A 26,956-nucleotide genomic window follows, 5' to 3' on the forward strand; every position below is an offset into this window, starting at 1 on the left:
GCTCAAGCCCCGAGCCGCGAGCCCCGGGCCCCGAGCTCTCTCTGTAGGAATGGGTGGTGGGGTTCAACCCACCCACCCTCCCTAACTGCCGTTCAGGCTGCCCGAATTCGACCACGAGTGACGTTCGGTGATCGGGTTGCGCCGGAGCGTACGCACGCTCTAGGTTCACGAACAGCAACCCACAATCCGTAAAACGGACAACCCCGGTGGTGCTCACAACACCGACCGGGGTCTGACCGTCAGAGATCGCCGCTGTAGAAAGGCTCGATCCCCATGGCTGATGCCAACCTTAGTGCTGCCCTGCGCGCTCCCGCCCACCCCATGGCGAAAGTCGGGTACGGAAAGCGCGACGCCCCCGACCAGGCCCCGCCCCGCGCCGCTGACTTCGCCGGTCTGGAACCGCGTGAGGCGGCCATCGCCGCGTACATCGACCGGCTCCCCGAAGGCGCGGCGATCGGCTACAAGGTGCTCGCCGAGGAGCTGCCGGACTACGGGCAGCAGGCGTGCCGCAGCGCGCTCGACCGGCTGACCCGGGCCGGGCACCTGCGCCGCATCAAGGTCCATGTCACCGTGGCCGACGGCCAGATGCGCTGGGTGACCCGTACGTACTTCTCCCGCACCGCCCGCGATGCCGCCTGGTGGGCCGCCCATGTGCGGTTCGTCCGGGGCATGGACGCTCCGGGTCAGCCGCCCGCGCCCGCCGCCGTATCCACATCCACGGAACCGGCCGAGGAGCCGCGGCCGCAGCCCGAGCCCGGCGTACGCGCCCCGCGCTCGGAGGCGTACGACGTCCTCGCCGGGCTCGGCCGCCGTGAGCCCCGGCTCCAGCTCTCCGAGGGCGACTGCGTGCAGTTGGAACACCTGGTCGGGGAGTGGCTGGCGCGCGGCGCCGGCCGCGAACAGATCACCCAGGCCCTGACCTCGGGCCTGCCGGAGTCCGTGCACTCCGCCGGACCCCTCCTCCGAAAGCGACTGGAGACCAAGATGCCGCCGAGCCCCGCCCCCCTGCCGGAGAAGGACCACCCGGGCGAGCAGATCGTGGGCGCCGTGATCATGTGCCTGTTCTGCGACGAGGACGAGACGACGACCACGCTGGACCACGGCGTCTGCCTCGACTGCAAGGAGGCGATCGCCCGCGACGAGGCGGCGGGCCTGACCGGCTACGTACCGGACACCTTCCTGGCCCGCCCGCGCGCCGAGGTCGACGTCGCCGCCCGCATGGCCGAACTCCGCTCGGCCACGGCCCGACCGGCCCTTCCGGCCCCGAGGCCGCGTCGATGAGGGTGCGGGAGATCCCGGTCGGGGCACCATGGAGGCGAGGAGGCGACGCCATGCCTCCAGGACCACCGCCCAGCCCCGGATGAGTACTGAAGAGTTCGAGGAACTCGCCCGCCGAGTGCCCGAGCTGGTGCGGCTGGAGTTCATCCAGGGACAGGTTCGGGTCAAGCCCGTGCCCGACCGGACGGCGTTCTCGCGCCCGACGAGCACTTCGCCGGGGCGGGGGAGTGGGCTGCCCCCAACGGCGTACTGATGACCGTGGAAGTCACCTCGCGCGACGCCGACACCAACCGGCGCGACCGCGTCGAGAAGCCTGACGGCTACGCGGCCGCCGGCTCCGCGTGCGGAATCCGGGACGGATATCCGGGGGCGGTTGTCGCACGCTGTTGCTAATCTCCCCCGGCCCTTGAACGTCGATCTTCAAGGGCCGGACAGGGGAGGGGAACGCGCATGACAGGACGTACCGGACAGAGACAGGCGAGACGAGCGAGACGGGCTGCCGTCGCGGCGGCGATCGCCGCCGGGACGGTGCTGGCGACGCCGGGCACCGTACTGGCGGCGGGCGACGGGCTGCCGAAGCAGCCGCAGGTCGCCGATCTGGCGGTGGGCGGTGCGGAATGCGTCACCGGGGAGGACCGGCCGTACGTGGGGACCGTCCCGCAGGTGACGGCGCGGCTGTACGGGCCCGGGGGCGGGCAGCCGGGCGAAGCGAGCCGGGTCCGGGGCGAGTTCGAGGCGTGGTGGCAGGGCGAGGGCGGCGCCGAGGAGCGCGTGTCCATGACCACCTCCACGATGAACGACACCGCCCCGTTCGCGTGGCAGTTGCCGGACACCGTCCCCGACGAGACCGTCGTGTCCTGGCGGGTGCGGGCGGTCAACGACGCGGGGGCCTCCGCCTGGAGCAGCGAAGGGGCGGGCGCGCCCTGCGAGTTCGTCTACGACCGCACAAGGCCCGACGCCCCGGTCGTCACGTCCTCCGACTATCCGGACGACGACACCTGGACGCCCGGTGTCGGTGTCCGGGGCACCTTCCGGTTCACGGCGCAGGCCGAGGACATCGTCGCCTTCGCCTACGAGTTCATGGGTGAGCCACCGCGCACGGCAGACGTCCGGCCCGACGGTTCGGCCGAGATCCGCTTCGTGCCGCGGAAGTCCGGCCGCCAGATTCTCTCGGTACAGGCGCAGGACCGGGCGGGCAATCGCAGCGCGCGCACCGACTACACCTTCCTGATCGGGGAAGGGCCCGCCCCGGTGGCCCGGTGGCAGCTCGCCGACGCGGCGGGCACCCGTACCGCCGCCGCCGAGAACGGCACCGCGGCCCGGGCCGGTGCGGGGGTCACGTTCGGTGCGCCCGCGCCCTCCGGCACCCCGCTCACCTCCACCGCCGCGCTCGACGGAACGGGCCACGGCTTCCTGACCCCGGGCGCCCCGGTCGTCGCCGACACCGCGAAGGACTTCGCCGTCGGCGGCTGGGTCCGGCCGGCGCGCGTGGACGGCACCCGTACGGTCCTCTCGCAGGACGCGGGCACGGGGCGCGCCTTCACCCTGGGGCTGACGCAGGCCGACTCCGCCCCCGCCTGGTCGTTCGCCGTCGGCGGGGCCCGGGTCACGGGTGGCCTGCCCGAGACCGGCGACTGGGCGTACGTACTCGGCCAGTACGACGCGGAGACCGGCACGGCCCGGCTGTACGTCAACGGCCGCGCGGTCGGCGAGGAGACGGCCGCCGTCCCCGTGGCGGGCGAGGGCGACTTCCAGATCGGCCGGGCGCGCGGGACGCAGGGCTACCGCGACCGCTGGCAGGGCGAGATCGGTGACGTACGCGCGTACGACCGGATCGTCGTGCCCGACGAGCTGGCGGCCCTCGCCACCCGTGCCGCGCAGCGGGTCGGCCACTGGGCGCTGGACACCGCGCCGGACGGCCTCGCCCCGGAGTCGGACGGGGGAGCACCGCTGAAGCTGGGCGTCGGAGCCTCGGTATACCGCCTCGACGACGACCCCTGCGACCCCTTCGACCCGTTCTGCGGCCAGGACTGGCCGCTGGAGGGTGACGGGCATCTGCGCCTCGACGGGGTCTCGGGCCACGCGGCCACGGACGCCCCGGTGGTCGACACCTCCGGGAGCTTCACCGTCAGCGCCCGCGTCCGGCTCACCGACGACGCCCCGGCGACGCCGATGACGGCCCTCTCCCAGGGCGGCGAGCACGGTGACGTCTTCAAGGTGCGCTTCGACCCGGAGAACTCCAGCTGGGACCTGGTGCTGAGGCAAGCGGACGAGCCGGGTGCGCCGGAGACCGTGCTGCGCCGGATCGAGTGGCCCGACGGGGACATCGGGTCGGGCCACCGGGTCACCGTCGTGCACGACGCCTCCGCGAACCAGGTGTCCTTCTACGTGGACGGGTCGAAGGACGCCGAGGGCGGCACCGCCGCCTTCGACGCCGCCTGGAAGAGCACCGGCGGGCTCCAGCTCGGCCGGGGCCGCACCGCCGACGGCTGGGGCGAGCACCTGAAGGGCGTGGTGGACAGCGTGTACGCCTACGCGGGTGTGCTGTCCGAGACGCAGATCCGGCAGCTGCCGTAACGGGATCCGGCAGCTGCCGTAACCGGACGTGTCCCGGCTCGCGCTTTCCGTACGGATCGTGTGGGCTGGGACACAAACGGGAGTGCTCGCGGGCTGGGTGGGCAACAGCCCCGTACGAGCAGTTCGGAGCGACACGCCGTATCGGGTGATGAGCGGGACATCTCACCATCTGGTAAGGACGGGTCGATTCCGGGCTGCTCGTTAAACTGAGCCGACCGCAGTAATGACTGAGCGAGGAGCGCACGTGGGCCTTGTCGTGCAGAAGTACGGAGGCTCCTCCGTAGCCGATGCCGAGGGCATCAAGCGGGTCGCCAAGCGAGTCGTCGACGCCAAGAGGAACGGCAACCAGGTGGTTGTCGTGGTGTCCGCGATGGGCGACACGACGGACGAGTTGATAGACCTCGCCGAGCAGGTGTCTCCGATGCCTACCGGCCGTGAATTCGACATGCTGCTGACCGCCGGTGAGCGGATCTCCATGGCCCTGCTGGCGATGGCGATCAAAAACCTGGGCCACGAGGCCCAGTCGTTCACGGGCAGCCAGGCCGGTGTCATCACCGACTCGGTCCACAACAAAGCGCGCATCATCGACGTCACGCCGGGCCGCATCCGGACCTCGATCGACGAGGGCAACATCGCCATCGTCGCCGGGTTCCAGGGCGTGAGCCAGGAGGGCAAGAACATCACCACCCTCGGCCGCGGCGGGTCGGACACGACCGCCGTCGCGCTGGCCGCCGCGCTGGACGCCGAGGTCTGTGAGATCTACACCGACGTCGACGGCGTCTTCACCGCGGACCCCCGGGTCGTGAAGAAGGCGAAGAAGATCGACTGGATCTCCTTCGAGGACATGCTGGAGCTGGCCGCGTCCGGCTCCAAGGTGCTGCTGCACCGCTGCGTCGAGTACGCACGCCGTTACAACATCCCGATCCACGTCCGCTCGTCCTTCTCCGGACTGCGCGGCACCTGGGTCAGCAACGAGCCGCAAGGGGACCAGCAGGTGGAGCACGCGATCATCTCCGGAGTCGCCCATGACGTCTCGGAGGCCAAGGTCACCGTCGTCGGCGTCCCGGACAAGCCGGGCGAGGCGGCCGCGATCTTCCGTGCCATCGCGGACGCCGAGGTCAACATCGACATGGTGGTGCAGAACGTCTCCGCCGCGTCGACCGGGCTGACGGACATCTCCTTCACCCTGCCCAAGGCCGAGGGCCGCAAGGCCATCGACGCCCTGGAGCGGACCAAGGCCTCCATCGGCTTCGACTCGCTCCGTTACGACGACCAGATCGCGAAGATCTCCCTGGTCGGCGCCGGTATGAAGACCAACCCGGGCGTCACGGCCGGATTCTTCGAGGCGCTGTCCGACGCGGGCGTGAACATCGAGCTGATCTCGACCTCCGAGATCCGTATCTCGGTGGTCACCCGCGCCGACGACGTCAACGAGGCCGTGCGCGCCGTGCACACCGCCTTCGGTCTCGACAGCGACTCCGACGAGGCCGTCGTCTACGGAGGCACCGGCCGATGACGGAACACCGCCCTTCGCTCGCGGTCGTCGGTGCGACCGGGGCGATCGGCGGTGTCATGCTCCGGATCCTCTCGCAGCACGCGGATGTCTGGGGCGAGGTCAGACTCGTCGCCTCACCGCGCTCGGCCGGCCGCAAGCTGGTCGTGCGCGGTGAGGAGAGCGAGGTCCTCGCACTCACCGAGGACGTGTTCGACGGCGTCGACGTGGCGCTCTTCCTGGTGCCGGACGAGGTGTCCGCCCACTGGGCCCCGATCGCCGCCGCCAAGGGCGTCGTCGTCATCGACGACTCCGCCGCCTTCCGGCTCGACGACGACGTGCCGCTCGTCGTCCCCGAGATCAACCCCCATGCCGCACGGCTCCGGCCGCGCGGCATCATCGCGTCCCCGAACTGCACCACGCTGTCGCTGATCGTCGCGGTCGGCGCGCTGCACGCCGAGTTCGGGCTGCGCGAGCTGATCGTCTCCTCCTACCAGGCGGTCAGCGGCGCCGGCCGGGACGGGGTCGCGGCCCTGCGCGAGCAGCTGGCCCTGGTGGCCGGTACGGATCTCGGCACCCACCCCGGGGACGTACGGCGGGCCCTCGGCGACGAGGCGTCCACGGCGGACAGCCCCTTCGCCGCGCCCATCGCCCTGAACGTCGTGCCCTGGGCCGGTACGGACGCCGGCGGCGGCTGGTCGTCCGAGGAGATCGCCATCCGCGAGGAGTGCCGCAAGGTGCTGGGCCTGCCGGATCTGCGGACCACGGCGACCTGTGTGTACGTCCCCGTCGTCGCCACGCACTCGATGTCCGTCCACGCCCGCTTCGAGAACGAGGTCGCCGTCGACAAGGCGCACGAGATCCTGGCGACCGCCCCGGGCGTGGTGCTCTTCGACAGCCCGGCGTCCGGAGACTTCCCCACCCCGTCCGATGTGGTCGGCACCGATCCGACCTGGGTGGGCCGCGTCCGCCGGTCGATGGACGAACCGCGCGCCCTGGAAATGTTCCTTTGCGGGGACAATCTCCGAAAAGGTGCGGCTTTGAACGTGGCGCAGATCGCCGAATCGGTCGCCGCCGAATTTCCCCGAGCGTGATCGAACCTTTTTTGTAGGATCTGTGAACGCCCTGTGAGCAATTAGCTGGTCTGAACCTCTTGAGCTGGGGCGTTGTCGTATCCGACGATGATCTCCCGGCCTTTTTGCAACCGCACCGCGGCCGGGCGGCGTCTATGCGGTCACTTCTGCGTGGCCGGACGCCATTACGGGGCATTTGGGGAAGAGCAGGTACGTATGAGGGCATGTCGCACAGCGTCGAACGTGGCGCCGTCCGCGTACAACCCTGACGGGGGGCAGCGTGTCCAACAGGCGTGGCAGAGGTTCTCGACATCACAGTGGTGGGCCCGTTGCGAGGCGCTTCGGTGCGTCCGCTCCGGCGGCCCCGCGCGCCCGGCGGCATGCCGGTGATCGCGCCCATGCCCGCTGCGCGACCGGCCTCGTTGCCCTCGCAGCGCGGGGGTGCTGAAGAGACGGTGGCAGCTGGAACCACGGTCGACCATCTCACCGAGACCTACCGCGCCCACTACCGCTCCCTGCTCGGTCTCGCGGCCCTGCTGCTGGACGACACGGCGTCCTGCGAGGACGTGGTGCAGGAGGCGTTCATCCGCGTGCACTCCGCGCGCAACCGGGTCCGCGAACCGGAGAAGACCCTCGCGTATCTGCGCCAGACCGTGGTCAACCTCTCGCGATCCGCGCTGCGCCGCCGCATCCTCGGGCTGAAGCTGCTCTCCAAGCCGATGCCGGACATGGCGAGTGCGGAGGAGGGCGCCTACGACCAGCTGGAGCGGGACGCGCTGATCAAGGCGATGAAGGGGCTCCAGCGACGCCAGCGCGAGGTGCTGGTGCTGCGCTACTTCGCGGACATGACGGAGGCCCAGGTCGCCGAGACGCTGGGTATCTCCCTGGGGTCGGTCAAGGCGTACGGTTCCCGGGGCATCGCGGCCCTGCGCGTCGTGATGGAGGCCCAGACATGAGCGGGCCCGACCAGCGCCCCGAACGGGGCCCCGAGCACAGGCACGAGAATGACCCGACGGGAAACGGAATTGTGAACCACGGGCCGGAGAAGACTCCGCACACCGATCCGGACCGCCCGCACGCCGGGAGCGCGGGGCCCGAGCCGGACGAGACCCCGGACCCGGCACCGCCCGAACGGGCGGACCACGGGACCGGCGAGGACCCGGACGAGCGGGACGCGGGGCCGGGGGCGGGTGTGCATGCCCGTGCGGGTGCGGGTGCGGGTGCTGCTGCGGGTGCGGAGGACGGTACGCGGTCCGTTGACGCCGCCGCTGACGCGAAGTCCGGGCTCGGACCTGATGCCACTGCCCCTGCCGCACCCGCTGCCGCGAAGTCCGACCTGAAGCCCGGGTCCGGTGCCGCTGCGGGGAAGGCCGCGAAGTCCGCGCTCGGCGCCGACGACGCCCCCGGGGCACCCGACGACGACGTCCTCGCCACCCTGACCGACCTCTTCGCCGCCGACCGGGTCGCGCCCACGGCCGACGAACTGGACGAGGTGGCCCTGCGCCGCATGCTGCAGGGCGCGGTGCGCGACATCACCCCCTCCGAGGGGACCCTGGACCATCTCCACCGGGCCGTTCCCGCCCGCCGGGCCAGGCGGCGGCAGGCCGTCGTCGGGGCGGCCGCGGCCGCCCTGCTGATCGGCACCGCCGTCCCCGCCTTCGTCCACGTCGCGACCTCCGACGGTCAGACCACCGCCCGCCCCGCCATCGCCGGACACGGCGAGCAGGCCCAAGGGGGCAACGGCGACGAGAGCGGCCCGGAGGAGCCCGGTCGGCGGACCGTGCAGCCCACCGAGCGCGAGAGCGAGGGCGGTGTCGGCGAGGCCGACCCGGACCCCAGCCCCTCCGAAGGCCGGGTCGGCGACCCCGAGGGGGCGGAGAAGGGCGAGAAGCCCGACTCCCCGCGCGTGGACTTCGCGTCCCTGCCGGTCTGCGACCCGAGCCAGCTCGGCGTCGCCTCCGCCGGTACCGACGCACCGGGCGCCGACGGCACGGTCTACGGCAGCTTCAAGATCGCCAACGTCTCCGCCAAGGAGTGCACGGTCAGCAGCAACGGCACGGTGGGCTTCACGGCCCTCGGCGCGGCCGACCCGCTGAAGATCGGCGTCGTCCAGCACGCCGCGGGCGACGCGGCCCCCGGTCTGCCCGACCCCTCGCAGGAGCCGGGCACGGTGGCGCTGAAGCCGACCATGGCGTACGAGGTCAAGTTCGCCTGGGTGCCGACCGACACCTGCCCGACCACGGGCCCCTCACCGACGCCGACCCCGTCGGCGGACGGCGCGGGAGGTTCGGTCGGCGAGAGCGGCGAACAACAGTCCGGCGTCGAGGCGCAGTGGCTCCAGGAGGACGGCGGGGGCACGGCGGAGGGCAGTGTCGCGGTGACGCACACCCCGGAGACGGGAGCGCCCACCGCGGAGACGAAGATCCCCAACGCCTGCTCGGGCACGATCTACCGCACGGGCGTGCTCGCCACGTCGTAGTCCGGCGAGGACGGGTCCTCCGAGGTCTTCGGGGCCGAGGAGGTCGCCGCCTCCTCGGTGGCGGGCTCCTCCGGGACGATGCCGAGGGCGATGTCGCGCGCGGCCTCGGCCTCGCGGCGCACCAGCCGGAACCACATGAAGAGCACGAAGCCGGCGAAGACGAACCACTCGCCCGTGTAGCCCAGGTTCTGGAAGGCCTTCAGATCGAGGCCGCTGCCCTGCGGGGCCGCCGCGGGCACGGGCTTCATCGCACCGCCCTTACCGCCCGCCTCGGCCTCGGGCAGCGTCACCCAGGCGTCGTAGACGTCGTACGGCACGAGGTTCACCAGGGTCGCGGCGCTGATCATGCCGATCTGGCCCTCGGGCAGCCCGCCCCGGACGTTGACGCCGTCGCTGTTGGTGTTCTCGGAGGCCTGGAGGTCGCCGGTCACCGTGACCTCGCCCTCCGGCGCGACGGGCACCCGGGTATCGCTCGCGGAACCGGGCAGCCAGCCCCGCACCACCGGCAGGGCCCTGCCGCTGTCCGTACGCAGCAGGCTCAGGACGTAGAAGCCCTGCCGGTCGTCCAGCTCACGACCGGGCACCAGGAACTGATCGGCGTACGTGCCGGTGGCGACGGCCGGACGGCCGGAGGTCACCTTGTCGACGGGCAGCAGCTCGTCCAGGGGTTTCGCGGCCCGAGTGCTCGGATCGGGCGCTTCCTCCGCCTGTTCGTGCGACTGCACACGGTCCTCGAAACGGCCGAGCTGCCAGGTGCCCATGAACACGCAGAACGGGATGGCCAGCACGACGAAGAGGTTGATCCCCCACCATCGCGGGGTCAGCAGGAACCGGTACACCCCTCAAAGGTACGGTTCCCCGCCGCGGGCTCCCGGAGCGGGGTCCGTCATTTATCCGGCCCTTACGCCCGTCCGCCGCCCGGGCTCACCCCGCCGTACCGGCCACCGCGCCCCCGCCCAGGTGCTTCAGGGCGAACTCCAGCTCCAGCCGCACCTGCTTGATCCGCTCCTCCACCACCAGCGACCCGTGCCCGGCGTCGTAGCGGTACACCTCGTGGACCGCGCCGCGCGCCGCCAGCCGGTCCACGTAGTTCTCCACCTGACGGATGGGGCAGCGTGGATCGTTGACGCCCGCCGAGATGTAGAGCGGGGCGCGCACCGCGTCGACGTACGTCAGCGGCGACGAGGCCTCGAAGCGCTCGGGCACCTCCTCCGGAGTGCCGCCCAGCAGCGTGCGGTCCATCGCCTTCAGGGCCTCCATCTCGTCGTGGTACGCCGTGACGTAGTCCGCGACGGGCACGGCCGCCAGGCCCAGCGTCCAGGAGTCGGGCTGGGTGCCGAGCCCGAGCAGGGTCAGATAGCCGCCCCAGGACCCGCCGGCCAGGACCAGACGCTCCGGGTCCGCGAGCCCGGACGCGACCGACCACTCCCGTACGGCCGCGATGTCCTCGAGCTCGATCAGGCCGACCCGGTGCTTCAACGCGTCCGTCCAGGCGCGGCCGTAGCCGGTCGAGCCCCGGTAGTTGACCCGGACGACCGCGAAGCCGTGGTCGACCCAGGCCGCCGGACCGGAGGCGAAGGCGTCGCTGTCGTGCCAGGTCGGCCCGCCGTGGATCTCGAAGATCGTCGGGAACGGGCCCTCACCGGTGGCGGGCTTCTGCACGAGGGCGTGGATCCGGCCGCCCGGCCCCTCCACCCACGCGTCCTCGACGGGCACCGACGGCGGGGCCTTCGGCCCGGGCGGGTCCAGGACCACCGCACCGCTCGTGGAGCGCACCACGGGCGGCTGCGCGGCCGAGGACCACAGGTACTCCACCGTGCCGTCCGGGCGGGCCGTGGCGCCCGACACCGTCCCGGCGGGGGTCTCCACGCGTACGGGCTCCGGGGCGCCCGGTTCGTACCGCCACAGTTCGCCGCGGGCCTCGAAGCTGTGCTCGATGAGCAGCGCGGAGCCGTCCGGATACCACTCGGCCCCGACATCGCCCGGCAGATCGACGGCGAGCGCGGTCTCCGTGCCCGTGACCGGGTCCCAGATCATCGGCTCCCAGCGGCCCCGGCGCTGGTGCCCGACGAGAAGCCGGGTGTCTCCGGCGATCGGTGCGAAGCCCAGCACGGCGAGCCCCAGCTCCTTGGTGCCGCCCTCGGTGTCGTCCAGCTCGGCGACCGTGGAGCCGTCCTGGCGCACCACCCGCAGCGCGGAGTGCATCGCGTCTCCGTGCTCGGTGTGCTCCAGGGCGATCAGCGTCCCGTCGTGGGAGAGGTCGCCGACCCCGGCGGACTCCCGGTGCCGGTAGATCTCCACGGGCTCGCCGCCCGGCTTCCGCACCAGGTGGATCGTCGTGCCGTCCTCGTCGGTCGAGCGGCCGATCACCGCCGAACCGTCGCGTCCGATGGCCAGGCCCGCCGGGTAGGAGGGGGCGAGTCCCGGGACGGCCGGTTCGTCCGCCCCGCCGCCGAACGGCTGGCGCATCCACACCCCGAACTCGTCGCCGTCGGTGTCGCTGAACCACCAGACCGCTTCGCCGTCCGGCGTCAGCACCCCGTCCGTGGTGCCGTTCGGCCGGTCGGTGACCTGGCGCTGCCGCCCGCTCGCCCGGTCCCACGCGTACAGCTCGTACGTACCGGTGGCGTTGGAGACGAACAGAGAGCGGTCAGGCGCGTCCTCGGCCCAGTCGGGAAGGGACACCCGGGGCGCGCGGAACCGCTGCTCCCACTCGGGCGCGGTCGAGGTCCCGGGCGTGGTCGCGGCCCCGGGGGCGGTCGAGACCTCAGGCGCGGTCGAGGCGTTCTGTGATTCGCTCATGTCCTCCATCCAACCCGATCGGCCGCTCTGCCGGGGACCCTGTGGATAACCCGTCCACCGGCCCCGCCGATCTCCCCCGCCCTGTGGATAACCGGTCGCGTTCCCCCGGGCCCGTGGGTAGCTTTCCGCTCATGTACTCCCCGACTCCGGACGACTGGCACGAGACCAACCGCGCGCGCTGGGACGAACGCGTGCCGATCCACGTGGCGAGCGACTACTACGAAGTGGACGCGTTCCGGGCGGGCAAGGACGCGCTGCGCGCCTTCGAGCTGGCCGAGGTCGGTGACGTCACCGGGAAGACCCTGCTGCACCTCCAGTGCCATATCGGCCTGGACACCCTGTCCTGGGCACGGCACGGCGCCGCCCAGGTCGTGGGCCTCGACTTCTCCGAGCCCGCCGTCGAGACGGCCCGGGGCCTGGCCAGGTCGCTGGAGCTGGGCCCGGACCGGGCGGCGTTCGTCGCGGCCGATGTGTACGACGCTCCGGCCGCCGTTCCCGATTCCGCGTACGACATCGTCTACACGGGCATCGGCGCGCTGGGCTGGCTGCCCGACATCGACCGCTGGGCCGAGACCGCCGCGTCGCTGGTCGCGCCCGGCGGGTTCCTCTACCTGGCGGAGTTCCACCCGCTGACCGACTCGATGGACGCCGAGACCGGTTCGGTGGTCACCGACGACTACTTCAGCCGTGACGCCTGGGTGGACGAGACGCCGGGCACGTACGCCGACCTCGACGCGCCGACCGTGCACAACCGCAGCGTCGAGTGGCAGCACCCGGTGGGCCGGGTGGTGACGGCGCTCGCCGCGGCCGGTCTGCGGATCGAGTTCCTCCACGAGCACGATGTGTCGCTCGTCCGGCGCTTCGGCTCGTTGGAGCGCCATGCGGACGGTCACTACCGTTTCCCCGCGGGCCGGCCGAGGATCCCGCTGATGTACTCGATCAAGGCGTCGCGGCCTGCGGGGCGACGCGGATAGCCGCAGGTCGAAGCGGTCTCGCGGGGCTTCTCCGACCGATTGTCAGTGGTGGCCGCCACACTCTTCCTCATGACCGACATGACAGGAAGCGTCGTCCCGGGGACGACGGCGGCGCTGCGCGGAGCGGTGGAGACGTACTGGACGGCAGCGGAGGCCCGTGACTGGAGCGCGTTCGGGGCGACCCTCGCCGAGGATGTGGTGTACGAGCTGCCGCAGACGCGCGAGCGGATCCTCGGCAAGGAGCGGTATCTCCGGTTCAACCAGGAGTATCCGGGCGACTGGCACGTCCGCGTCGAGCGGATCGTCGCCGACGCGGAGGGCCGCCAGGCCGCGGCCCGGACCGGGTTCACGGTGACGGGGGAGCAGGAGGGCGATCCGGCGCAGGAGTTGGACGCCATCCACTTCTTCACCTTCGACGAGCAGGGGTTGATCGCCGGGGTGACCGACTTCTGGCCCGAGGCGTACGAGCCTCCGGCCGGGCGTGAACACCTGGTCGAGCGCTACTGAGAACGGCGGCCCACCGGTCGCCCGGTGAACCGCCGTTGCTGCGAGCGCGAGGCCCTGTGCCGCTGCCTGGACGGACTTAAGCAGCTACTTCTACTTCTACTTCGCTACACCGCGGAGCGGAAGGCGGGCAGATAGCCGCCCGACTGCCCGGCCGCCTTGGGGTGGTACGAGTTGTAGATCGGGAGCGTGACGCTGTGGAGCCAGGCGTCGCCGGAGCACAGCTCGTGCCCGGTGAACTCGTCCACCACGCTGGAGAAGGTGAACCCGGCGTCGGCGGCCCGCTTGGCGATGACGCCGTTCAGCACGTCCGACGCGTTGTTGATCGCGGCGCGTTCGGCCTCGGAGAGCCCGGCGATGCAGCTGCCGGACAGCTGGTAGAAGCGCGGGTAGCCGAGGACCACGACCTGGGCCTGCGGGGCGCGCGACCGGATGTTGCCGTAGAGCGAATCGAGGCTGCCGGGCAGGGAGTTGTTCATCTGCGCGACGGCGTTGTCCACGCTGGCGATGCAGGTGGCCTCGCTGGAGAGCACGCAGTCCTGCATGACGTCGGCGAACCCGACGTCATTGCCTCCGGCGGTGACGCTGACCAGCGAGGTGGAGGCGCTGAGCACCCCGAGCTGGCTGCTCGCCACGGACGAGGTGGTCGCACCGGAGCAGGCGACGAAGTCGAACGAGGAGGGGGAGTTCGCCGCCTGCCAGAGGTAGGGGTAGGCGTTGGTGCTGCGTCGGCAGTCGCCGCTGTCGGAAATGTAGCTTCCGGCGCCGACGCCCGAGGAGTAGGAATCGCCGAGCGCGACATAGCCGCCGGCGGCGGCCGAGTCGGCCGCGGAGGCCGGTCCGGCGACGCCGAGAGCGGCAGCGGCGGTGAGCGCCAGGGTGAAGAGGGATGCCCGAATTCTCCGTACTGACATGGCTGCCAGCCTTTCGAAGTGTGGGGGGACAGGTGGGGGGACCTGCGGGAGTTGGGGGGAGCGATGCAGTTTCTAGCAGCTCGCGGTACCCGCCGGTAATGCCCGCGCGAGAAGTCGTCTGATATGCCCGAATGATCGTTCGGTGGCTCATGCTCCGCGCGTAGATAAACCCTCAACTGGCGGCAGGAACCGGCAAGTTCAAGGGGAATTTGGGTACCCGGGCAGGGCTGCGAGAGGCCGGGCGGACGGTGATTCCTGGCGCGCCGGAGCCCGGTCCGGCACCCGGCGCACCGGAAAGTTCATCCGGTCGGCTCAAGCTCCGGGCGTGCCGGGCGTACGGATCTGCCGGGCGGGCTCGGGTGGGAAGTTGGCGTGCAGACAGGCCCTGGGCCTCGGCGTACACGGGGAGATGGCGGCGCCGACCCAGACGCGGGTGATGGAGCTGACGTAGCGAGCCCCGCACCGGTCCCTCGGCACGACCAGCTGGCTGCCGTCCGGCTCCAGCGGCCGGCCGTCCATGCGAGTGGCGAGACTTCATGAAGCATGCCAAGAAGGCGGGCAAGAACGGCGCGGTGGAAATACTCGGGATCGCCGGAGCGTTCGTGAGCTGGATTCGGCGGGCGAGGCCGAGCAGCCGGGTCTCCGGAAGGCCCTGCACCTTCTCGACCAACGCGCGACGGCCACCGATGAGCAACTCGTCCGGGAATGGGCCACCCGAACCCTGTCCCGTGCGGGAGTGAACCCCGCACAGGATCATGTACGGGCGGTGAAGGTGCTCAGGGAGACGATTCCCGGACTCGGGCTGCGCGCGGGCAATGACCTGGTGAAGTCCGTGCTCCCGTGAGAAGCCCGTTACCGGCACTGAGAGAGGGCGCTCGACGCCCTGCTCCCCACGTGCCGACGGGAACGCAGAAACAGGTCAGGGGCCCGACCCGCTCTCGCGGATCAAGCCCCTGACCTGGTGTTTCAGCTGTCGGGGTGGCGGGATTTGAACCCACGACCTCTTCGTCCCGAACGAAGCGCGCTGCCAAGCTGCGCTACACCCCGATGTCCACCGGTCTCCCGGCGACATCGATTACTTTAGCCCACCGGCGGCCGGAGGCGAAATCCGGTTTCTGCGGTGCTGGAACCACCCCGCCACGTTCGGCCGGAGGTGGTCCACGGCGGTGATCAGGACGCCCAGGGCGGTGAAGAGGAGGCCGAGGGCCAGGGACTGGGTGAGGACGCCGGCGTAGCCGTACGTGCCGACGTCGAGGAACGGGTACGGGTAGCGGGCCGGGGCGTCGGGGGAGAGCAGGGCTCCGCGGGTCAGGGTGAGGGCCAGGTAGGCCGCGGGGGGCGTCAGCCAGAGCGGGATGTGGGCCAGGCGCAGGGTCCGGGGTGCGGTCAGCAGGAGCCAGTCCGCGGCGACGGCCAGCGGGGTCACCGTGTGGAGCAGGAGGGTCGCGGCGGTGGGCCGGTCCGTTGGCGGGGGCGGGTTGCCGCCGTAGTTCGCCAGCACCAGGTGGTACATCAGGCCGGTGATCGCGGCGAGCAGGAGCACCCCGCCCGACAGGCGCGGCGACAGCGGTGGGCCGCCTCGCCAGGTACGTACGGCCGACCAGCCGAATGCGCCCGCGATCAGGAGGTTCGCCAGGACCGTGAAGCGGATCAGCGTCGGTGGCGCGTAGCCGGTCGCCTGGGCGATGACCGGGCCCGCGGCCGCGACCGCGCACGCCGCGGCGCGCAGGGCCGCGGCCCAGGGGCGTCGGCGGGGCCCGGTGGGGTCCGCGAGCGCCTCTGCCGCCCGGGGGCGGGGGAGCAGGGCGGTCCGGGGCGCGGTCATGATTCGTACCGTAAGCGGGCGGGAAGACCCCCGCGATTCGTCACCCGCCGCGCGGATGGCGCCCCGCCCCGCGCGGCGACCCGCTCCGCGCCTGCCGCGCGAAAGCGACAGCCGCGCCCCGGTCAGGCCTTCGGGGCCAGGGTCAGCAGCGTGGCCTCGGGCGGGCAGGCGAAGCGGACCGGGGTGTAGCGGTTGGTGCCGCAGCCGGCGGAGACGTGGAGGTAGGAGCGGTGGCCGCCCGCCGTGTGGGTGGACAGGCCCTTCACCCGGTCCGTGTCCAGGTCGCAGTTGGTGACCAGCGCCCCGTAGAACGGGATGCACAGCTGGCCGCCGTGCGTGTGACCGGCCAGGATCAGCGGGTAGCCGTCGGCCGTGAAGGCGTCCAGGGAGCGCAGGTACGGGGCGTGGACCACGCCGATGGAGAGGTCGGCGCCGGTCTCGGGGCCGCCCTGGACCTCGGCGTACCGGTCGCGCTTGATGTGCGGGTCGTCCAGGCCGGTGAACGCCAGCTCCAGGCCGTCGAGCTTCAGGCGGCCCCGGGTGTTCGACAGGTCCAGCCAGCCCGCCTCGTCGAAGGCGTCGCGCATCGGCTCCCACGGGTTGTGGACGACGCCGACCGCGGGCTCGTTGCCGTTGAGGCCGTGCTTGCCCTGGACCTTCTCCAGGAGGTAGCGGGCCGGGTTGCGGAGCTTGGGGCCGTAGTAGTCGTTGGAGCCGAAGACGTACACCCCCGGGTACTCCATCAGCGGGCCGAGCGCGTCGAGCACCTCGGGCACCGCGTCCGGGTCGGAGAGGTTGTCGCCGGTGTTGACCACGAAGTCCGGGCGCAGGCCCGCCAGCGACTGGAGCCAGGCGCGCTTCTTGCGCTGACCGCTCACCATGTGGATGTCGGAGACCTGGAGCACGCGCAACGAGCGTGCCCCGTGCGGGAGTACGGGAACGGTGACCCGTCGCAGGCGGAACGAGCGGGCCTCGAATCCGGCGGCGTAGGCGAGCCCGGCGGCGCCGACCGCCGCGCCGACTGCCGTGACTTTCAGGGGTACTCCGTAGCGTGCGCGCATGCGCCCATCGTCGCAGAAGCGGAACCGTGAGCGGAAAACCGGTGAGGCCGACGGGAAAACCGGTGGGCGGACGGAAAACCGGTGGGCGGCCCAAGCCCCGTACCTGTCACAATCGCGGCATGACCACGCTCAAGTCCAAGCTCAAGGAAGACCTCCACACGGCCATGAAGGCGCGTGACGAGCTGACCTCGTCCACCCTTCGGCTCACCCTCACCGCGATCACCAAGGAAGAGGTCAGCGGCAAGTCGGCGCGCGAGCTCTCCGACGACGAGGTGCAGAAGGTGATCGCCAAGGAGGCGAAGAAGCGCCGTGAGGCGGCCGAGGCCTTCGCCCAGGGCGGCCGGACCGAGCAGGCCGAGCGGGAGAAGGCGGAGGGCGAGCTGCTCGACGGCTATCTGCCGAAGCAGCTCTCCGACGACGAGCTGAACGCGATCGTGGCGTCCGCCGTCGAGGAGGCGAAGGCCGCCGGGGCCGAGGGGCCGCGTGCGATGGGCGCCGTCATGAAGATCGTCAACCCGAAGGTCGCCGGGCTCGCCGAGGGCGGCCGGGTCGCCGCCGCGGTGAAGAAGCTCCTCGCCGGCTGAGAGAAGCAAGAGAAACAAGAGAAGCAAAAGGGTGGGCGGCCCGGTCGATCGAGACCGGGCCGCCCACCTTTTTTGTTTACCTGTAGGGGTGCGCGTACGGGTCAGGGGCCGTTCTGGCCGCCGCCCTGACCTCGCCCGCCGCCACCGCCGCCGATCACACCGTCCGGGAGCTCGACGCCCGGGAACCGGTTGCCGTCGTTGTCGCCGGGCTTGCCGTCCTCGCGGTCCTCATCGCCGCGGTCACGGTCCCGGTCGCCCTTCTCCTTGTCCTTGTCCTTCTTCTCCTTGCCCCGGGGGACGGAGACCGGGTTGAAGCCGGGGGTCTCGGCCGCGTCCAGCGCTCCGGTCATCGCGATGCGCCAGATCGGGCCGGGCAGGCAGCCGCCGCAGACCTTGTCGTAGTACTGGCCGCCGATGGTGACGTTGAACATCGAGCTCTTCTCGCCGATGTCGTCGCCGACCCACACCGCGGTGGAGAGGTTCGGCGTGTACCCGACGAACCAGGCGTCCTTGCGGTCGTTGGTCGTACCGGTCTTGCCCGCGTTGTCCCGGTCGCTGAGTCCGGCCTGCGTACCGGTGCCGTCCTCCACGACGCCCTTGAGCATCTGGTTGATCGTGTCCGCGGTCTTCTCGCTCATCGCGCGTGAGCAGGACGTCTTCGGCACGGGGATCTTCTTGCCCTGCGGGTCCTTGATGGACGCGATGGCGATCGGTGTGCAGTACGTGCCCCGGTTGGCGAACGCCGCGTACGCGCCGGCCATGGAGAGCGGGGTGCTCACCTCACCACCGAGGGTGATCGAGGGGTACTCGCCGATCTTCTTGCCGTCGCCGCGCTCGTAGCCGACCTTCTTGGCCATCTCCACGGTCTCGCAGAGGCCGGCCTTCTGCTCCAGCATCGCGAAGTAGGTGTTGATGGACTTGCCGAGCGCGCTCGTCATGTCCCAGCTGCCCTTCTCGGACTCCAGCTCGTTCTGGAGTTCCCAGGGCGCGTAGCCGGCCGGGGAGCCGGAGCAGTTGCGGAAGTCCCGCTCCTGGAGCGTCATCTTCCAGTCCGAGGAGAACGACGTCGCCGGGCTGATGCCCTTCTCCAGCGCCGCCGCCGCGGTGAACGGCTTGAAGGTCGAGCCGACCTGGAAGCCGTACGTGGAGCCGCCCATCTTGTTGCTGACGGCGAGGTTGAGCACGGTCTCGTTCTGCTTCTGGTCCAGGCCGTAGGGGCGGGACTGGCCCATGGAGAGGATCTCGCCGTTGCCCGGCCGGACCTGCACCACGGACGCCGCGAACTTGTCGTCCTTGTTGACCTTCGCGGTGGCGGCCTCGTTGGCCGCCTTCTGGGCGCGCGGGTCCAGCGTGGTGCGGATGGTCAGACCGCCGAGGTTCCAGAGCTTGGCCCGGTCCTCGTCGGTCTTGCCGAAGGCGGGGTCGGTGAGGATCGTCTTGCGGACGTAGTCGCAGAAGAAGCCGGAGCCGCTGACGGCGGTGATGCAGCCGTTCTTCGGCCGGGACACCTTCAGCTTGATGGGCGTTTCCATGGCCTTGTCGGCCTCGGCCTGCGAGATGGTCTTGACCGCGGCCATCCGCGCCAGCACGGTGTTGCGACGCTTGGTCGCCTCCTCCGTGTCGTTGACCGGGTCGTAGCGGCTCGGCGACTGGACGATGCCGGCGAGCAGCGCGGCCTCCTCCAGCTTGAGGTCCTTGGCGTGCTTGGAGAAGTAGCGCTGGGACGCGGCCTCGATGCCGTACGCCTGCTGTCCGAAGAACGTGATGTTGAGGTAGTTCTCCAGGATCTTCTTCTTGCCGAGTTCCTCCTCGACCTGGATCGCGTACTTCAGCTCGCGGACCTTGCGGCCGAGCGTCTGCTGCGTGGCCTGGGCGACCTTCTCCGGGTCGTCGCCGGCCTCCTCGACGAAGACGTTCTTCACGTACTGCTGGGTGAGGGTCGACGCGCCCTGCGCCGCCCCGCCCGCCTGCACGTTGCGGTTCATCGCGCGGAGGATGCCCTTGAGGTCGACCGCGCCGTGCTCGTAGAAGCGGGAGTCCTCGATCGCGATGATCGCGTCCTGCATGTACGGCGAGATGTCCTTGAGCGGGACGACCGTGCGGTCGCGGGAGTACACCGTGGCGATGGTGCCGCCGTCGCGGTCCTGGATCGTGGTCCGCTGGCTGAGCGGTGGCGTCTTGAGATTGGAGGGGATCTCGTCGAACCCTTCGACCGTCCCCTTGGCGGCGAGCCCCAGCGCTCCGGCTGCGGGCAGCGCGATGCCTGCCAGGACAGCTCCGGAGAGCGCGGCGACACCGAGGAACTTGGCGGCCTGCTGGGTCGTGGTGAGACCCCCGCCCGAGCGCTTCTTTGGCATAGGGGGCAGCCTAATCCGTAGTGATGAACGTGTCGTAGGAGCGGGGGCCTCTCGGAGCGTTCCCGTACCGGACCGTGACATCCGGGAGGGCCGGGCGGTCGCCTGGAGGGCCTGGGGGCGCCCCGGACGGGACCGTACGGAGGCGTCGCGGGCGTACGAAAGTGCGTCTTGGGCCTACCGAGGCGTCGCGGAGCGGGCACGCGGACGCGGGCGGCTACGTTCCTATTCGCCGGACAGACGGACAGGCCTTGGCCTAAGCTGCTCTCAACTGTCACAGCAGTCCGGTTCCGTATCAAGCCCCCTGTCGTCCCATGCGCGTCTTCTGGTCATTCTTCACCCGGCCGACGCGTCATCGCATGGCACTTCACGCACCCATCGAGGCGCTCCCGAAATCGCCCCGTATGTCGCGAGAAGTCCTTTGCGACTTGAGTGCACTGTCCCCTTTTCACGGCGATAGTCGCGTATGTCCTCGGCTCACTCCCCTGGGTGATCTGCCGCATACGCATAGTCCGTTCGGACCATTCAAGATTGGGCCCGAAGGGGGTGTTGTGCTGTCCACACCTTCCGTAACGTCCTCAACTGGCAGCGGTGAATATGCCGCTGCCGCCGTGGGGGAGCCTCGATTCGGGAGAGGACGGCGCCGGCATGGGCTGGGTAACCGACTGGAGTGCGCAGGCAGCCTGCCGCACTACCGATCCGGATGAACTGTTCGTACAAGGGGCAGCGCAGAACAGAGCCAAGGCGGTGTGCACCGGATGCCCGGTGCGGACCGAGTGCCTGGCCGATGCGCTGGACAATCGCGTCGAATTCGGCGTGTGGGGCGGAATGACGGAGCGGGAGCGCCGCGCACTGCTGCGCCGCCGGCCGACCGTCACGTCCTGGCGCCGACTGCTGGAGACCGCGCGCAGCGAATACGAGCGGTCGACCGGCATTCTGCCCGGAGTCATCGGGCTGGAGGACGAGGAACTGAACGAGACGTACGCCGCCGTCGGGTAGCCGCGGCCGCCACGAGGCCGCGGCTCCGCCGTTCCGGTGGGTGGTGGTGGCTACGCCGCTCCGGCCGGAGCCGGTGCGGAGCCGCCCGCCAGGCGGTCGCCGATGGCCCGGAGGCCGTCGAGGTCGTGTACGTCGCCGGGCAGCGCCGCCACAGCCGTCACCGGCACCTCGGGGTGCCGTGCGGTGAAGCGGTCACGGGTGCCGTGCTCCCGGGCGACGACCTGCATGCGCTCGGCGTGCAGCCGCAGCAGACCCGCCGTCAGGTCCTCGATGCTGATGATGTCGATGGCGTCGACGGTGTGGGCCTCGTCGTCGCTGGTGCTCGCGGATGTCGCGATGTTCTCGTGGGGCGGTCCGTTCTCCGTCGTGTCCTGGTGCTCGGCTGCGGGCTCGGGGCCGGACGCCTGCCCGGCCTCGGGGGAGAGGGGCGGCTCGGTCGTTCCGGAAGCGGTGACCGCCGGATCGGGGTCTTCCCGGTCACCAAAGCCAGCTTTCCCGGCCCTCTGATCCACAATGCGGGCGTCGTCAAGATTTTCTGCGGCCGTCAGCGCCTGCTCGGCGGTGAGCCGTGAAGCCTCGCTGTCGTGCACCCGGTTGAGGACCAGACCGGCCAGCGGCATCTCGTCGGCGGCCAGCCGTTCCACGAAATAGGCGGCCTCGCGCAGCGCGTCCTGCTCCGGTGTCGCGACCACGAGAAAGGCCGTGCCGGGCGCCTGGAGCAGCTTGTACGTGGCGTCCGCCCGGCTGCGGAAGCCGCCGAACATGGTGTCCATCGCGGCGACGAACGTCTGGACGTCCCGCAGGAACTGGCCCCCGAGGAGCTTGCCCAGCGTCCCGCTCATCATCGACATACCGACATTGAGGAACTTCATCCCGGCCCGGCCGCCCACCTTCGCGGGTGCCATCAGCAGCCGGATGAACTTCCCGTCGAGGAAGGACCCGAGCCGCTTCGGCGCGTCCAGGAAGTCCAGCGCGGAGCGCGAGGGAGGGGTGTCGACGATGATCAGGTCCCACTCGTCGCGTGCCCGCAGCTGGCCGAGCTTCTCCATCGCCATGTACTCCTGCGTACCGGCGAACCCGGCCGACAGGGACTGGTAGAAGGGGTTCTCCAGGATCGCCCTGGCCCGCTCCGCGTCCGCGTGAGCCTCGACGGTCTCGTCGAAGGTCCGCTTCATGTCGAGCATCATGGCGTGCAGTTCGCCCTCGCCGTCGATGCCCTCGACCCGCCGGGGCACGTTGTCGAGCCGGTCGATGCCCATGGACTGGGCGAGCCGGCGGGCCGGGTCGATGGTGAGGACGACGACCTTCCGGCCACGCTCGGCGGCCCGTAGGCCGAGGGCGGCGGCGGTCGTGGTCTTGCCGACCCCGCCGGAGCCGCAGCACACGACGATCCGGATGCCCGGGTCGTCCAGCAGCGCGTCCGTGTCCAGGCCGCCGTCCGCCGCCGCCGGAACCGCGTCCGTACCGGCTGTGTCCGCGCTCATGCGTCCCCCTCTTCGCCCGCGCCCTGCTTACGGAGCTCCGTGGCCAGCTCGTGCAGCGCGGCGAGGTCCACCCCGTCGCCGATCAGCGGGAGCTCCGCCGTCGGCAGACCGAGACCGGCCAGCACCGCGCGCTGCTCCCGCTCCAGCCCGACCCGCTCGGCGTGCTGGGCCGCCTGCTCGACCAGAGGGCGTACAAGGGCGGCGGAACCGGTCACTCCGGCCCGGGTCAGCGCCTTGGCGATCTCCTTGCGGCGGCCGCCCGCGGCGGTGCGCAGGGCGTCCTCGTCCAGCAGATGCGGGCGGACCATGTTCACGAAGACGCTGCCCACGGGCAGTTCGGCGGCGCGCAGCTCGGCGATGCCGTCCGCGGTCTCCTGGACCGGCATCTCCTCCAGGAGGGTCACCAGATGGACCGCGGTCTGCGGAGACTTCAGGAGCCGCATCACGGCCTGGGCCTGGTTGTGTATCGGGCCGATCCTGGCCAGCCCGGCGACCTCGTCGTTGACGTTCAGGAAGCGGGTGATCCGGCCGGTCGGCGGGGCGTCCATGATCACGTGGTCGTAGACGAACCGGCCCTGCTTGTCCTTGCGGCGTACGGCTTCGCAGGCCTTGCCGGTCAGCAGGACGTCCCGGACGCCGGGCGCGATGGTGGTGGCGAAGTCGATCGCGCCGAGCTTCTTCAGGGCGCGTCCCGCGCTGCCGAGCTTGTAGAACATCTGGAGGTAGTCGAGGAGCGCGCGCTCGGCGTCGATGGCCAGCGCGTACACCTCGCCGCCGCCCGGCGCGACGGCGATCTTGCGCTCCTCGTAGGGCAGCGCGCCGGAACCGAAGAGCTGGGCGATGCCCTGCCTGCCCTCGACCTCGACGAGGAGAGTGCGCCTGCCCTCGGTCGCGAGGGCGAGCGCGAGGGCGGCGGCGACCGTGGTCTTACCGGTACCGCCCTTGCCGCTGACGACCTGGAACCTGCTCACGTATTCGAGCCTAACCAGTCCGGCCCCGGCCTACGCACGGGACCGTACGTGCCAGGCGTTACAGTCGGGCCCATGACCAAGTGGGAATACGCGACCGTGCCCCTTCTCGTGCACGCGACCAAGCAGATTCTGGACACCTGGGGCGAGGACGGCTGGGAGCTGGTCCAGGTCGTTCCCGGCCCGAACAACCCCGAGCAGCTCGTGGCCTACCTGAAGCGGGAGAAGGCGTAGTGGCGGGCGCCGTCGAGTCGCGCCTCGCCGAGCTCGGCCTGACCCTGCCCGCCGTGGTGCCGCCGCTGGCCTCGTACCAGCCGGCCGTGCAGTCCGGGGTGTACGTGTACACCTCGGGCCAGCTGCCGATGGTGGACGGCAAGCTCGCCGTCACCGGCAAGGTCGGCGCCGAGGTCACGCCGGACGAGGCGAAGGAGCTCGCGAAGACCTGCGCGCTCAACGCGCTCGCCGCCGTGAAGTCGGTCGCCGGTGACCTGGACCGGATCAAGCGTGTCGTGAAGGTCGTGGGCTTCGTCGCCTCGGCCTCCGACTTCACCGGCCAGCCCGCCGTGATCAACGGCGCCAGCGAGCTGCTGGGCGCGGTGCTCGGCGACAAGGGCGTGCACGCCCGCAGCGCCGTGGGCGTCGCCGTGCTGCCGCTGGACGCACCGGTCGAGGTCGAGGTCCAGGTGGAGCTCGTCGACGCCTGAGGTTCCCTGCCCGCCCGTCCTTCCGATCCCGCCCGGTCCCGCGACCGGGCGGGATCGCGTGTGTACGGGACCGCGTGTGTACGGGTGCCGCGACGGGCGGACCGCGTGTGTACGGGGCATGTCGGGTCGCCGTGATGATCAGGGAGCCTCTCGAACATCGGCGCGGTTCCGGATAGCCTCCGGCCATGTCCCAAGGTCAGTGGTACCCCCCGGAATGGCCCGACCGGATCCGGGCCCTCGCCGCCGGTGAGCTGACGGCCGTGACACCCCGGCGGGCCGCCACCGTGATGCTGCTCCGTGATCCGGGGCCCCGGGCCGCGACGCCCGGCCCGGTCGTGCACATGCTGCGGCGGCGGACCTCCATGGCGTTCGCCGGAGGCGCGTACGCCTATCCGGGTGGCGGGGTCGATCCGCGCGACGACGACCGGCTGATCGGGTGGGCCGGGCCCCCGTTGGAGCAGTGGGCCGCCCGGCTCGGTGTGGCGACGGTCACCGAGGCGCAGGCCGTCGTGTGCGCGGCGGTGCGCGAGACGTTCGAGGAGGCGGGCGTCCTGCTCGCCGGGCCGACCGCCACGACCGTGGTGGGCGACACGACCGGGGAGGACTGGGAGGCCGACCGGGAGGCGCTGGTCGCCCGGGACCTGTCGTTCGCGGAGTTCCTGGACCGGCGCGGCCTGGTGCTGCGCTCGGACCTGCTGGGCGCCTGGGCGCGCTGGATCACCCCGGAGTTCGAACCGCGCCGCTACGACACCTGGTTCTTCGTCGCCGCGCTGCCCGAGGGGCAGCGCACCCGGGACGTCTCCACCGAGGCCGACCGCACGGTGTGGATCGCCCCCGCCGACGCGGCCCGTCGCTACGACGCGGGCGAGCTGCTGATGATGCCGCCCACCGTGACCACGCTGCGGGCCCTCGCGCCGTACAGGACGGCCGCCGAGGCGCTGGAGGCCGCCGACGTGCAGGACATGACCCCGGTGCTCGCGCAGGCCCGCCTGGAGGGCGACGAGCTGGTGCTGAGCTGGCCGGGGCACGACGAGTTCACCAAGCACGTGCCCGCGGCGGGCGACGGGGGCGGTGCCGCGTGAGCGACGCAGCCGCCCTGCCCGGACAGCCGCGCGGAACCGTGGTCTCCGGACCCGCGACCGCCCGAACGGTCAACGTCCTCGCGCCCAACCCGTCCGCGATGACGCTCGACGGCACCAACACGTGGATCGTGGCCGAGCCCGGTTCCGACCTCGCGGTCGTCATCGACCCCGGGCCGCTCGACGACGTACACCTGCGGGCCGTGATCGAGGCGGTGGAGCGGTCCGGGCGGCGTGTGGGCCTCACGCTGCTCACCCATGGGCACCCCGACCACGCGGAGGGCGCGGGCCGGTTCGCGGAGCTGACGCGGACGAAGGTGCGGGCCCTGGACGTGGCGCTGCGGCTGGGCGACGAGGGCCTCGGGGCGGGTGACGTGATCACCACCGGCGGCCTGGAGCTGCGCGTGGTGCCGACGCCGGGGCACACCGCGGACTCGCTCTCGTTCCATCTGCCCGCCGACCGGGCGGTGCTGACGGGCGACACGATCCTCGGCCGCGGTACGACGGTGGTGGCGCACCCGGACGGGCGGCTCGGCGACTACCTGGACTCGCTCAGGCGGCTGCGGTCGCTCACGGTCGACGACGGCGTCCACACGGTGCTGCCGGGCCACGGTCCGGTGCTGGAGGACGCGCAGGGGGCGGTGGAGTTCTACCTGGCCCATCGCGCGCACCGGCTCGCCCAGGTGGAGACGGCGGTGGAGGCCGGGCACCGTACGCCGTCGGAGGTGGTGGCGAAGGTGTACGCCGACGTGGACCGCTCCCTGTGGCCGGCCGCCGAGCTGTCGGTACGGGCGCAGCTGGAGTACCTCAGCGGGCACGGGCTGATCTAGCGGGTGTCCGGCGGATCCCGGCGGATCGTGACGGGGAAGGCCCCGCCGACCGGTACGTGATCCGGTCGGCGGGGCCTTCACGCCATGTCACACGGGGCATCGGTGCCGTACGGAGGACATCGGTGCCGTACGGGAGGCATCGGTCCCGTCGTAGGCGGCGGGAGGCAGGCGTCAGCGCGAGCGCTTCGCCAGCCGCTCCACGTCCAGCAGGATGACCGCACGGGCCTCCAGACGCAGCCAGCCGCGGCCCGCGAAGTCCGCGAGGGCCTTGTTGACCGTCTCGCGGGAGGCGCCGACCAGCTGGGCCAGCTCCTCCTGGGTGAGGTCGTGCACGACGTGGATGCCTTCCTCGGACTGGACGCCGAAGCGGCGCGACAGGTCCAGGAGGGCGCGGGCGACCCGGCCCGGCACATCGGAGAAGACCAGGTCGGACATCTGGTCGTTGGTCTTGCGCAGCCGTCGGGCGACCGCGCGCAGCAGCGCGGTGGCCACCTCGGGCCGGGCGTTCAGCCAGGGCTGCAGGTCGCCGTGGCCGAGGCCGAGGAGCTTGACCTCGGTCAGCGCGGAGGCGGTCGCCGTACGCGGGCCCGGGTCGAAGAGCGAGAGCTCACCGATCAGCTCGCCGGGGCCGAGCACGGCCAGCATGTTCTCGCGCCCGTCGGGCGAGGTGCGGTGGAGCTTCACCTTGCCCTCGGTGACCACGTACAGGCGGTCACCCTGGTCGCCCTCGTGGAACAGCGCGTCTCCGCGCGCGAGGGTCACCTCACTCATCGAGGCGCGGAGCTCCGCGGCCTGCTCATCATCGAGCGCCGCGAAAAGCGGGGCGCGCCGCAGAACGTCGTCCACGAGTTCTCTCCTTGTCGGCCTGTTCAGGGAACCGTGGTCCCCATCATGCCGGACGGTAAAACAGTGCGATCAATCACAAACCAGTTTGACGCACGGGCGTGCCGGACCCTACGGCAGGGGGCCGATCGG

General features: G+C 71.3%; 23 protein-coding genes, 1 tRNA gene and 1 pseudogene. 14 read left to right on the top strand and 11 right to left on the bottom strand.

Features of this window, described 5'->3' with window-relative positions; translation table 11 throughout:
• The first annotated feature begins 321 nt into the window (after positions 1–321).
• The 6 genes from KV381_RS20345 (at position 322) to KV381_RS20370 (ending at position 8,899) form a co-directional block, all read left to right on the top strand.
• Positions 322–1,281, top strand: a complete 960-nt coding sequence (locus KV381_RS20345; RefSeq protein WP_050505070.1) for a hypothetical protein — start codon at positions 322–324, stop codon at positions 1,279–1,281.
• Positions 1,282–1,728: 447 nt separating this feature from the next.
• Complete coding sequence (locus KV381_RS20350) at positions 1,729–3,855, top strand: LamG domain-containing protein (protein ID WP_256995112.1); 2,127 nt, start codon at positions 1,729–1,731, stop codon at positions 3,853–3,855.
• Between the two features lie 244 nt (positions 3,856–4,099).
• Entirely contained in the window at positions 4,100–5,371 is a 1,272-nt protein-coding gene (locus KV381_RS20355) for an aspartate kinase (RefSeq protein WP_030086984.1), read from the top strand.
• Positions 5,368–6,441: an aspartate-semialdehyde dehydrogenase gene (locus tag KV381_RS20360; protein ID WP_030086986.1), complete on the top strand. Its 1,074-nt coding sequence runs from the start codon at positions 5,368–5,370 to the stop codon at positions 6,439–6,441. Before KV381_RS20355 ends, KV381_RS20360 begins: the two co-directional genes overlap by 4 nt.
• A gap of 272 nt (positions 6,442–6,713) precedes the next feature.
• A complete protein-coding gene (locus tag KV381_RS20365) occupies positions 6,714–7,376 on the top strand; it encodes a SigE family RNA polymerase sigma factor (protein ID WP_230543937.1) in 663 nt (220 codons plus the stop codon).
• A 71-nt stretch (positions 7,377–7,447) separates the two neighbouring features.
• A complete protein-coding gene (locus KV381_RS20370) occupies positions 7,448–8,899 on the top strand; it encodes a hypothetical protein (protein WP_373461065.1) in 1,452 nt (483 codons plus the stop codon).
• Here the strand turns inward: KV381_RS20370 and KV381_RS20375 are convergent.
• Both KV381_RS20375 and KV381_RS20380 read right to left on the bottom strand, forming a co-directional pair.
• On the bottom strand, positions 8,869–9,738 hold the full coding sequence (locus tag KV381_RS20375; RefSeq protein ID WP_086777352.1) for an SURF1 family protein: 870 nt from the start codon (positions 9,736–9,738) through the stop codon (positions 8,869–8,871). The genes KV381_RS20370 and KV381_RS20375 overlap by 31 nt on opposite strands.
• Positions 9,739–9,823: 85 nt before the next feature.
• Positions 9,824–11,701 (bottom strand): prolyl oligopeptidase family serine peptidase, encoded by a 1,878-nt coding sequence (locus KV381_RS20380; protein WP_078611271.1) that lies wholly within the window; start codon positions 11,699–11,701, stop codon positions 9,824–9,826.
• Positions 11,702–11,832: 131 nt separating this feature from the next.
• Between KV381_RS20380 and KV381_RS20385 the strand changes: the two genes are divergently transcribed.
• Together KV381_RS20385 and KV381_RS20390 are read left to right on the top strand one after the other, a co-directional pair.
• Positions 11,833–12,675 carry a bifunctional 2-polyprenyl-6-hydroxyphenol methylase/3-demethylubiquinol 3-O-methyltransferase UbiG gene (locus KV381_RS20385; RefSeq protein WP_030633972.1) on the top strand — a complete coding sequence of 281 codons (843 nt, stop codon included), beginning with the start codon at positions 11,833–11,835 and terminating at the stop codon, positions 12,673–12,675.
• Between the two features lie 69 nt (positions 12,676–12,744).
• Positions 12,745–13,182, top strand: coding sequence for a nuclear transport factor 2 family protein (locus KV381_RS20390; RefSeq protein WP_373307692.1), 438 nt, complete (start codon positions 12,745–12,747; stop codon positions 13,180–13,182).
• A gap of 104 nt (positions 13,183–13,286) precedes the next feature.
• Here the strand turns inward: KV381_RS20390 and KV381_RS20395 are convergent, their stop codons facing one another.
• The 5 genes and pseudogenes from KV381_RS20395 to KV381_RS20415 form a co-directional block, all read right to left on the bottom strand.
• Positions 13,287–14,093 carry an SGNH/GDSL hydrolase family protein gene (locus KV381_RS20395; protein ID WP_030633976.1) on the bottom strand — a complete coding sequence of 269 codons (807 nt, stop codon included), beginning with the start codon at positions 14,091–14,093 and terminating at the stop codon, positions 13,287–13,289.
• 312 nt (positions 14,094–14,405) lie between these two features.
• Positions 14,406–14,624: pseudogene (locus KV381_RS36595) on the bottom strand (hypothetical protein); the annotation flags it as partial.
• 442 nt (positions 14,625–15,066) lie between these two features.
• Positions 15,067–15,140: transfer RNA gene (locus KV381_RS20405), tRNA-Pro, on the bottom strand.
• Between the two features lie 28 nt (positions 15,141–15,168).
• Entirely contained in the window at positions 15,169–15,918 is a 750-nt protein-coding gene (locus KV381_RS20410; RefSeq protein WP_193464239.1) for a Pr6Pr family membrane protein, read from the bottom strand.
• Between the two features lie 122 nt (positions 15,919–16,040).
• Positions 16,041–16,979 (bottom strand): metallophosphoesterase, encoded by a 939-nt coding sequence (locus tag KV381_RS20415; RefSeq protein ID WP_218785949.1) that lies wholly within the window; start codon positions 16,977–16,979, stop codon positions 16,041–16,043.
• Between the two features lie 119 nt (positions 16,980–17,098).
• On the opposite strand from KV381_RS20415, the gene KV381_RS20420 reads away from it, so the two are divergent.
• Positions 17,099–17,563, top strand: coding sequence for a GatB/YqeY domain-containing protein (locus KV381_RS20420; protein WP_018514200.1), 465 nt, complete (start codon positions 17,099–17,101; stop codon positions 17,561–17,563).
• 101 nt (positions 17,564–17,664) lie between these two features.
• Here the strand turns inward: KV381_RS20420 and KV381_RS20425 are convergent, their stop codons facing one another.
• The gene (locus tag KV381_RS20425; RefSeq protein WP_218785950.1) at positions 17,665–19,920 is read right to left on the bottom strand and encodes a transglycosylase domain-containing protein; all 2,256 of its coding nucleotides are present in this window, start codon (positions 19,918–19,920) and stop codon (positions 17,665–17,667) included.
• A gap of 645 nt (positions 19,921–20,565) precedes the next feature.
• Between KV381_RS20425 and KV381_RS20430 the strand changes: the two genes are divergently transcribed.
• Entirely contained in the window at positions 20,566–20,916 is a 351-nt protein-coding gene (locus KV381_RS20430) for a WhiB family transcriptional regulator (RefSeq protein WP_030087009.1), read from the top strand.
• A gap of 50 nt (positions 20,917–20,966) precedes the next feature.
• On the opposite strand, the gene KV381_RS20435 is transcribed toward KV381_RS20430, so the two are convergent.
• Together KV381_RS20435 and KV381_RS20440 are read right to left on the bottom strand one after the other, a co-directional pair.
• The gene (locus tag KV381_RS20435; RefSeq protein ID WP_218785951.1) at positions 20,967–22,400 is read right to left on the bottom strand and encodes an ArsA family ATPase; all 1,434 of its coding nucleotides are present in this window, start codon (positions 22,398–22,400) and stop codon (positions 20,967–20,969) included.
• Positions 22,397–23,371 carry an ArsA-related P-loop ATPase gene (locus KV381_RS20440; RefSeq protein ID WP_030087013.1) on the bottom strand — a complete coding sequence of 325 codons (975 nt, stop codon included), beginning with the start codon at positions 23,369–23,371 and terminating at the stop codon, positions 22,397–22,399. The genes KV381_RS20435 and KV381_RS20440 overlap by 4 nt, the downstream gene beginning before the upstream one ends.
• A gap of 72 nt (positions 23,372–23,443) precedes the next feature.
• On the opposite strand from KV381_RS20440, the gene KV381_RS20445 reads away from it, so the two are divergent.
• The 4 genes from KV381_RS20445 to KV381_RS20460 all read left to right on the top strand — a co-directional run bounded on the left by KV381_RS20445 (position 23,444) and on the right by KV381_RS20460 (position 25,981).
• On the top strand, positions 23,444–23,602 hold the full coding sequence (locus tag KV381_RS20445) for a DUF4177 domain-containing protein (protein WP_003967454.1): 159 nt from the start codon (positions 23,444–23,446) through the stop codon (positions 23,600–23,602).
• On the top strand, positions 23,602–24,072 hold the full coding sequence (locus tag KV381_RS20450; RefSeq protein ID WP_030087015.1) for a RidA family protein: 471 nt from the start codon (positions 23,602–23,604) through the stop codon (positions 24,070–24,072). Before KV381_RS20445 ends, KV381_RS20450 begins: the two co-directional genes overlap by 1 nt.
• Before the next feature lie 185 nt (positions 24,073–24,257).
• Entirely contained in the window at positions 24,258–25,154 is an 897-nt protein-coding gene (locus KV381_RS20455) for an NUDIX hydrolase (protein ID WP_218785952.1), read from the top strand.
• Entirely contained in the window at positions 25,151–25,981 is an 831-nt protein-coding gene (locus KV381_RS20460) for an MBL fold metallo-hydrolase (protein ID WP_030087020.1), read from the top strand. Before KV381_RS20455 ends, KV381_RS20460 begins: the two co-directional genes overlap by 4 nt.
• Positions 25,982–26,152: 171 nt before the next feature.
• Here KV381_RS20460 and KV381_RS20465 read toward each other — a convergent pair whose 3' ends face one another.
• Positions 26,153–26,827 (bottom strand): Crp/Fnr family transcriptional regulator, encoded by a 675-nt coding sequence (locus KV381_RS20465; protein WP_003967450.1) that lies wholly within the window; start codon positions 26,825–26,827, stop codon positions 26,153–26,155.
• Positions 26,828–26,956: the final 129 nt, after the last annotated feature.

Source organism: Streptomyces sp. WY228 (genome assembly GCF_019287315.1).
Classification (GTDB): domain Bacteria; phylum Actinomycetota; class Actinomycetes; order Streptomycetales; family Streptomycetaceae; genus Streptomyces; species Streptomyces caviscabies.

Bases quoted from the DNA above. Each gene is read 5' to 3' on its own strand.
- KV381_RS20345 (WP_050505070.1), top strand. From the start codon at position 322: ATGGCGAAAGTCGGGTACGGAAAGCGCGACGCCCCCGACCAGGCCCCG.
- KV381_RS20385 (WP_030633972.1), top strand. From the start codon at position 11,833: ATGTACTCCCCGACTCCGGACGACTGGCACGAGACCAACCGCGCGCGC.
- KV381_RS20380 (WP_078611271.1), bottom strand. From the start codon at position 11,701: ATGAGCGAATCACAGAACGCCTCGACCGCGCCTGAGGTCTCGACCGCC.
- KV381_RS20415 (WP_218785949.1), bottom strand. From the start codon at position 16,979: ATGCGCGCACGCTACGGAGTACCCCTGAAAGTCACGGCAGTCGGCGCG.
- KV381_RS20395 (WP_030633976.1), bottom strand. From the start codon at position 14,093: ATGTCAGTACGGAGAATTCGGGCATCCCTCTTCACCCTGGCGCTCACC.
- KV381_RS20350 (WP_256995112.1), top strand. From the start codon at position 1,729: ATGACAGGACGTACCGGACAGAGACAGGCGAGACGAGCGAGACGGGCT.
- KV381_RS20410 (WP_193464239.1), bottom strand. From the start codon at position 15,918: ATGACCGCGCCCCGGACCGCCCTGCTCCCCCGCCCCCGGGCGGCAGAG.
- KV381_RS20435 (WP_218785951.1), bottom strand. From the start codon at position 22,400: ATGAGCGCGGACACAGCCGGTACGGACGCGGTTCCGGCGGCGGCGGAC.
- KV381_RS20445 (WP_003967454.1), top strand. From the start codon at position 23,444: ATGACCAAGTGGGAATACGCGACCGTGCCCCTTCTCGTGCACGCGACC.
- KV381_RS20360 (WP_030086986.1), top strand. From the start codon at position 5,368: ATGACGGAACACCGCCCTTCGCTCGCGGTCGTCGGTGCGACCGGGGCG.
- KV381_RS20420 (WP_018514200.1), top strand. From the start codon at position 17,099: ATGACCACGCTCAAGTCCAAGCTCAAGGAAGACCTCCACACGGCCATG.
- KV381_RS20425 (WP_218785950.1), bottom strand. From the start codon at position 19,920: ATGCCAAAGAAGCGCTCGGGCGGGGGTCTCACCACGACCCAGCAGGCC.
- KV381_RS20430 (WP_030087009.1), top strand. From the start codon at position 20,566: ATGGGCTGGGTAACCGACTGGAGTGCGCAGGCAGCCTGCCGCACTACC.
- KV381_RS20455 (WP_218785952.1), top strand. From the start codon at position 24,258: ATGTCCCAAGGTCAGTGGTACCCCCCGGAATGGCCCGACCGGATCCGG.
- KV381_RS20390 (WP_373307692.1), top strand. From the start codon at position 12,745: ATGACCGACATGACAGGAAGCGTCGTCCCGGGGACGACGGCGGCGCTG.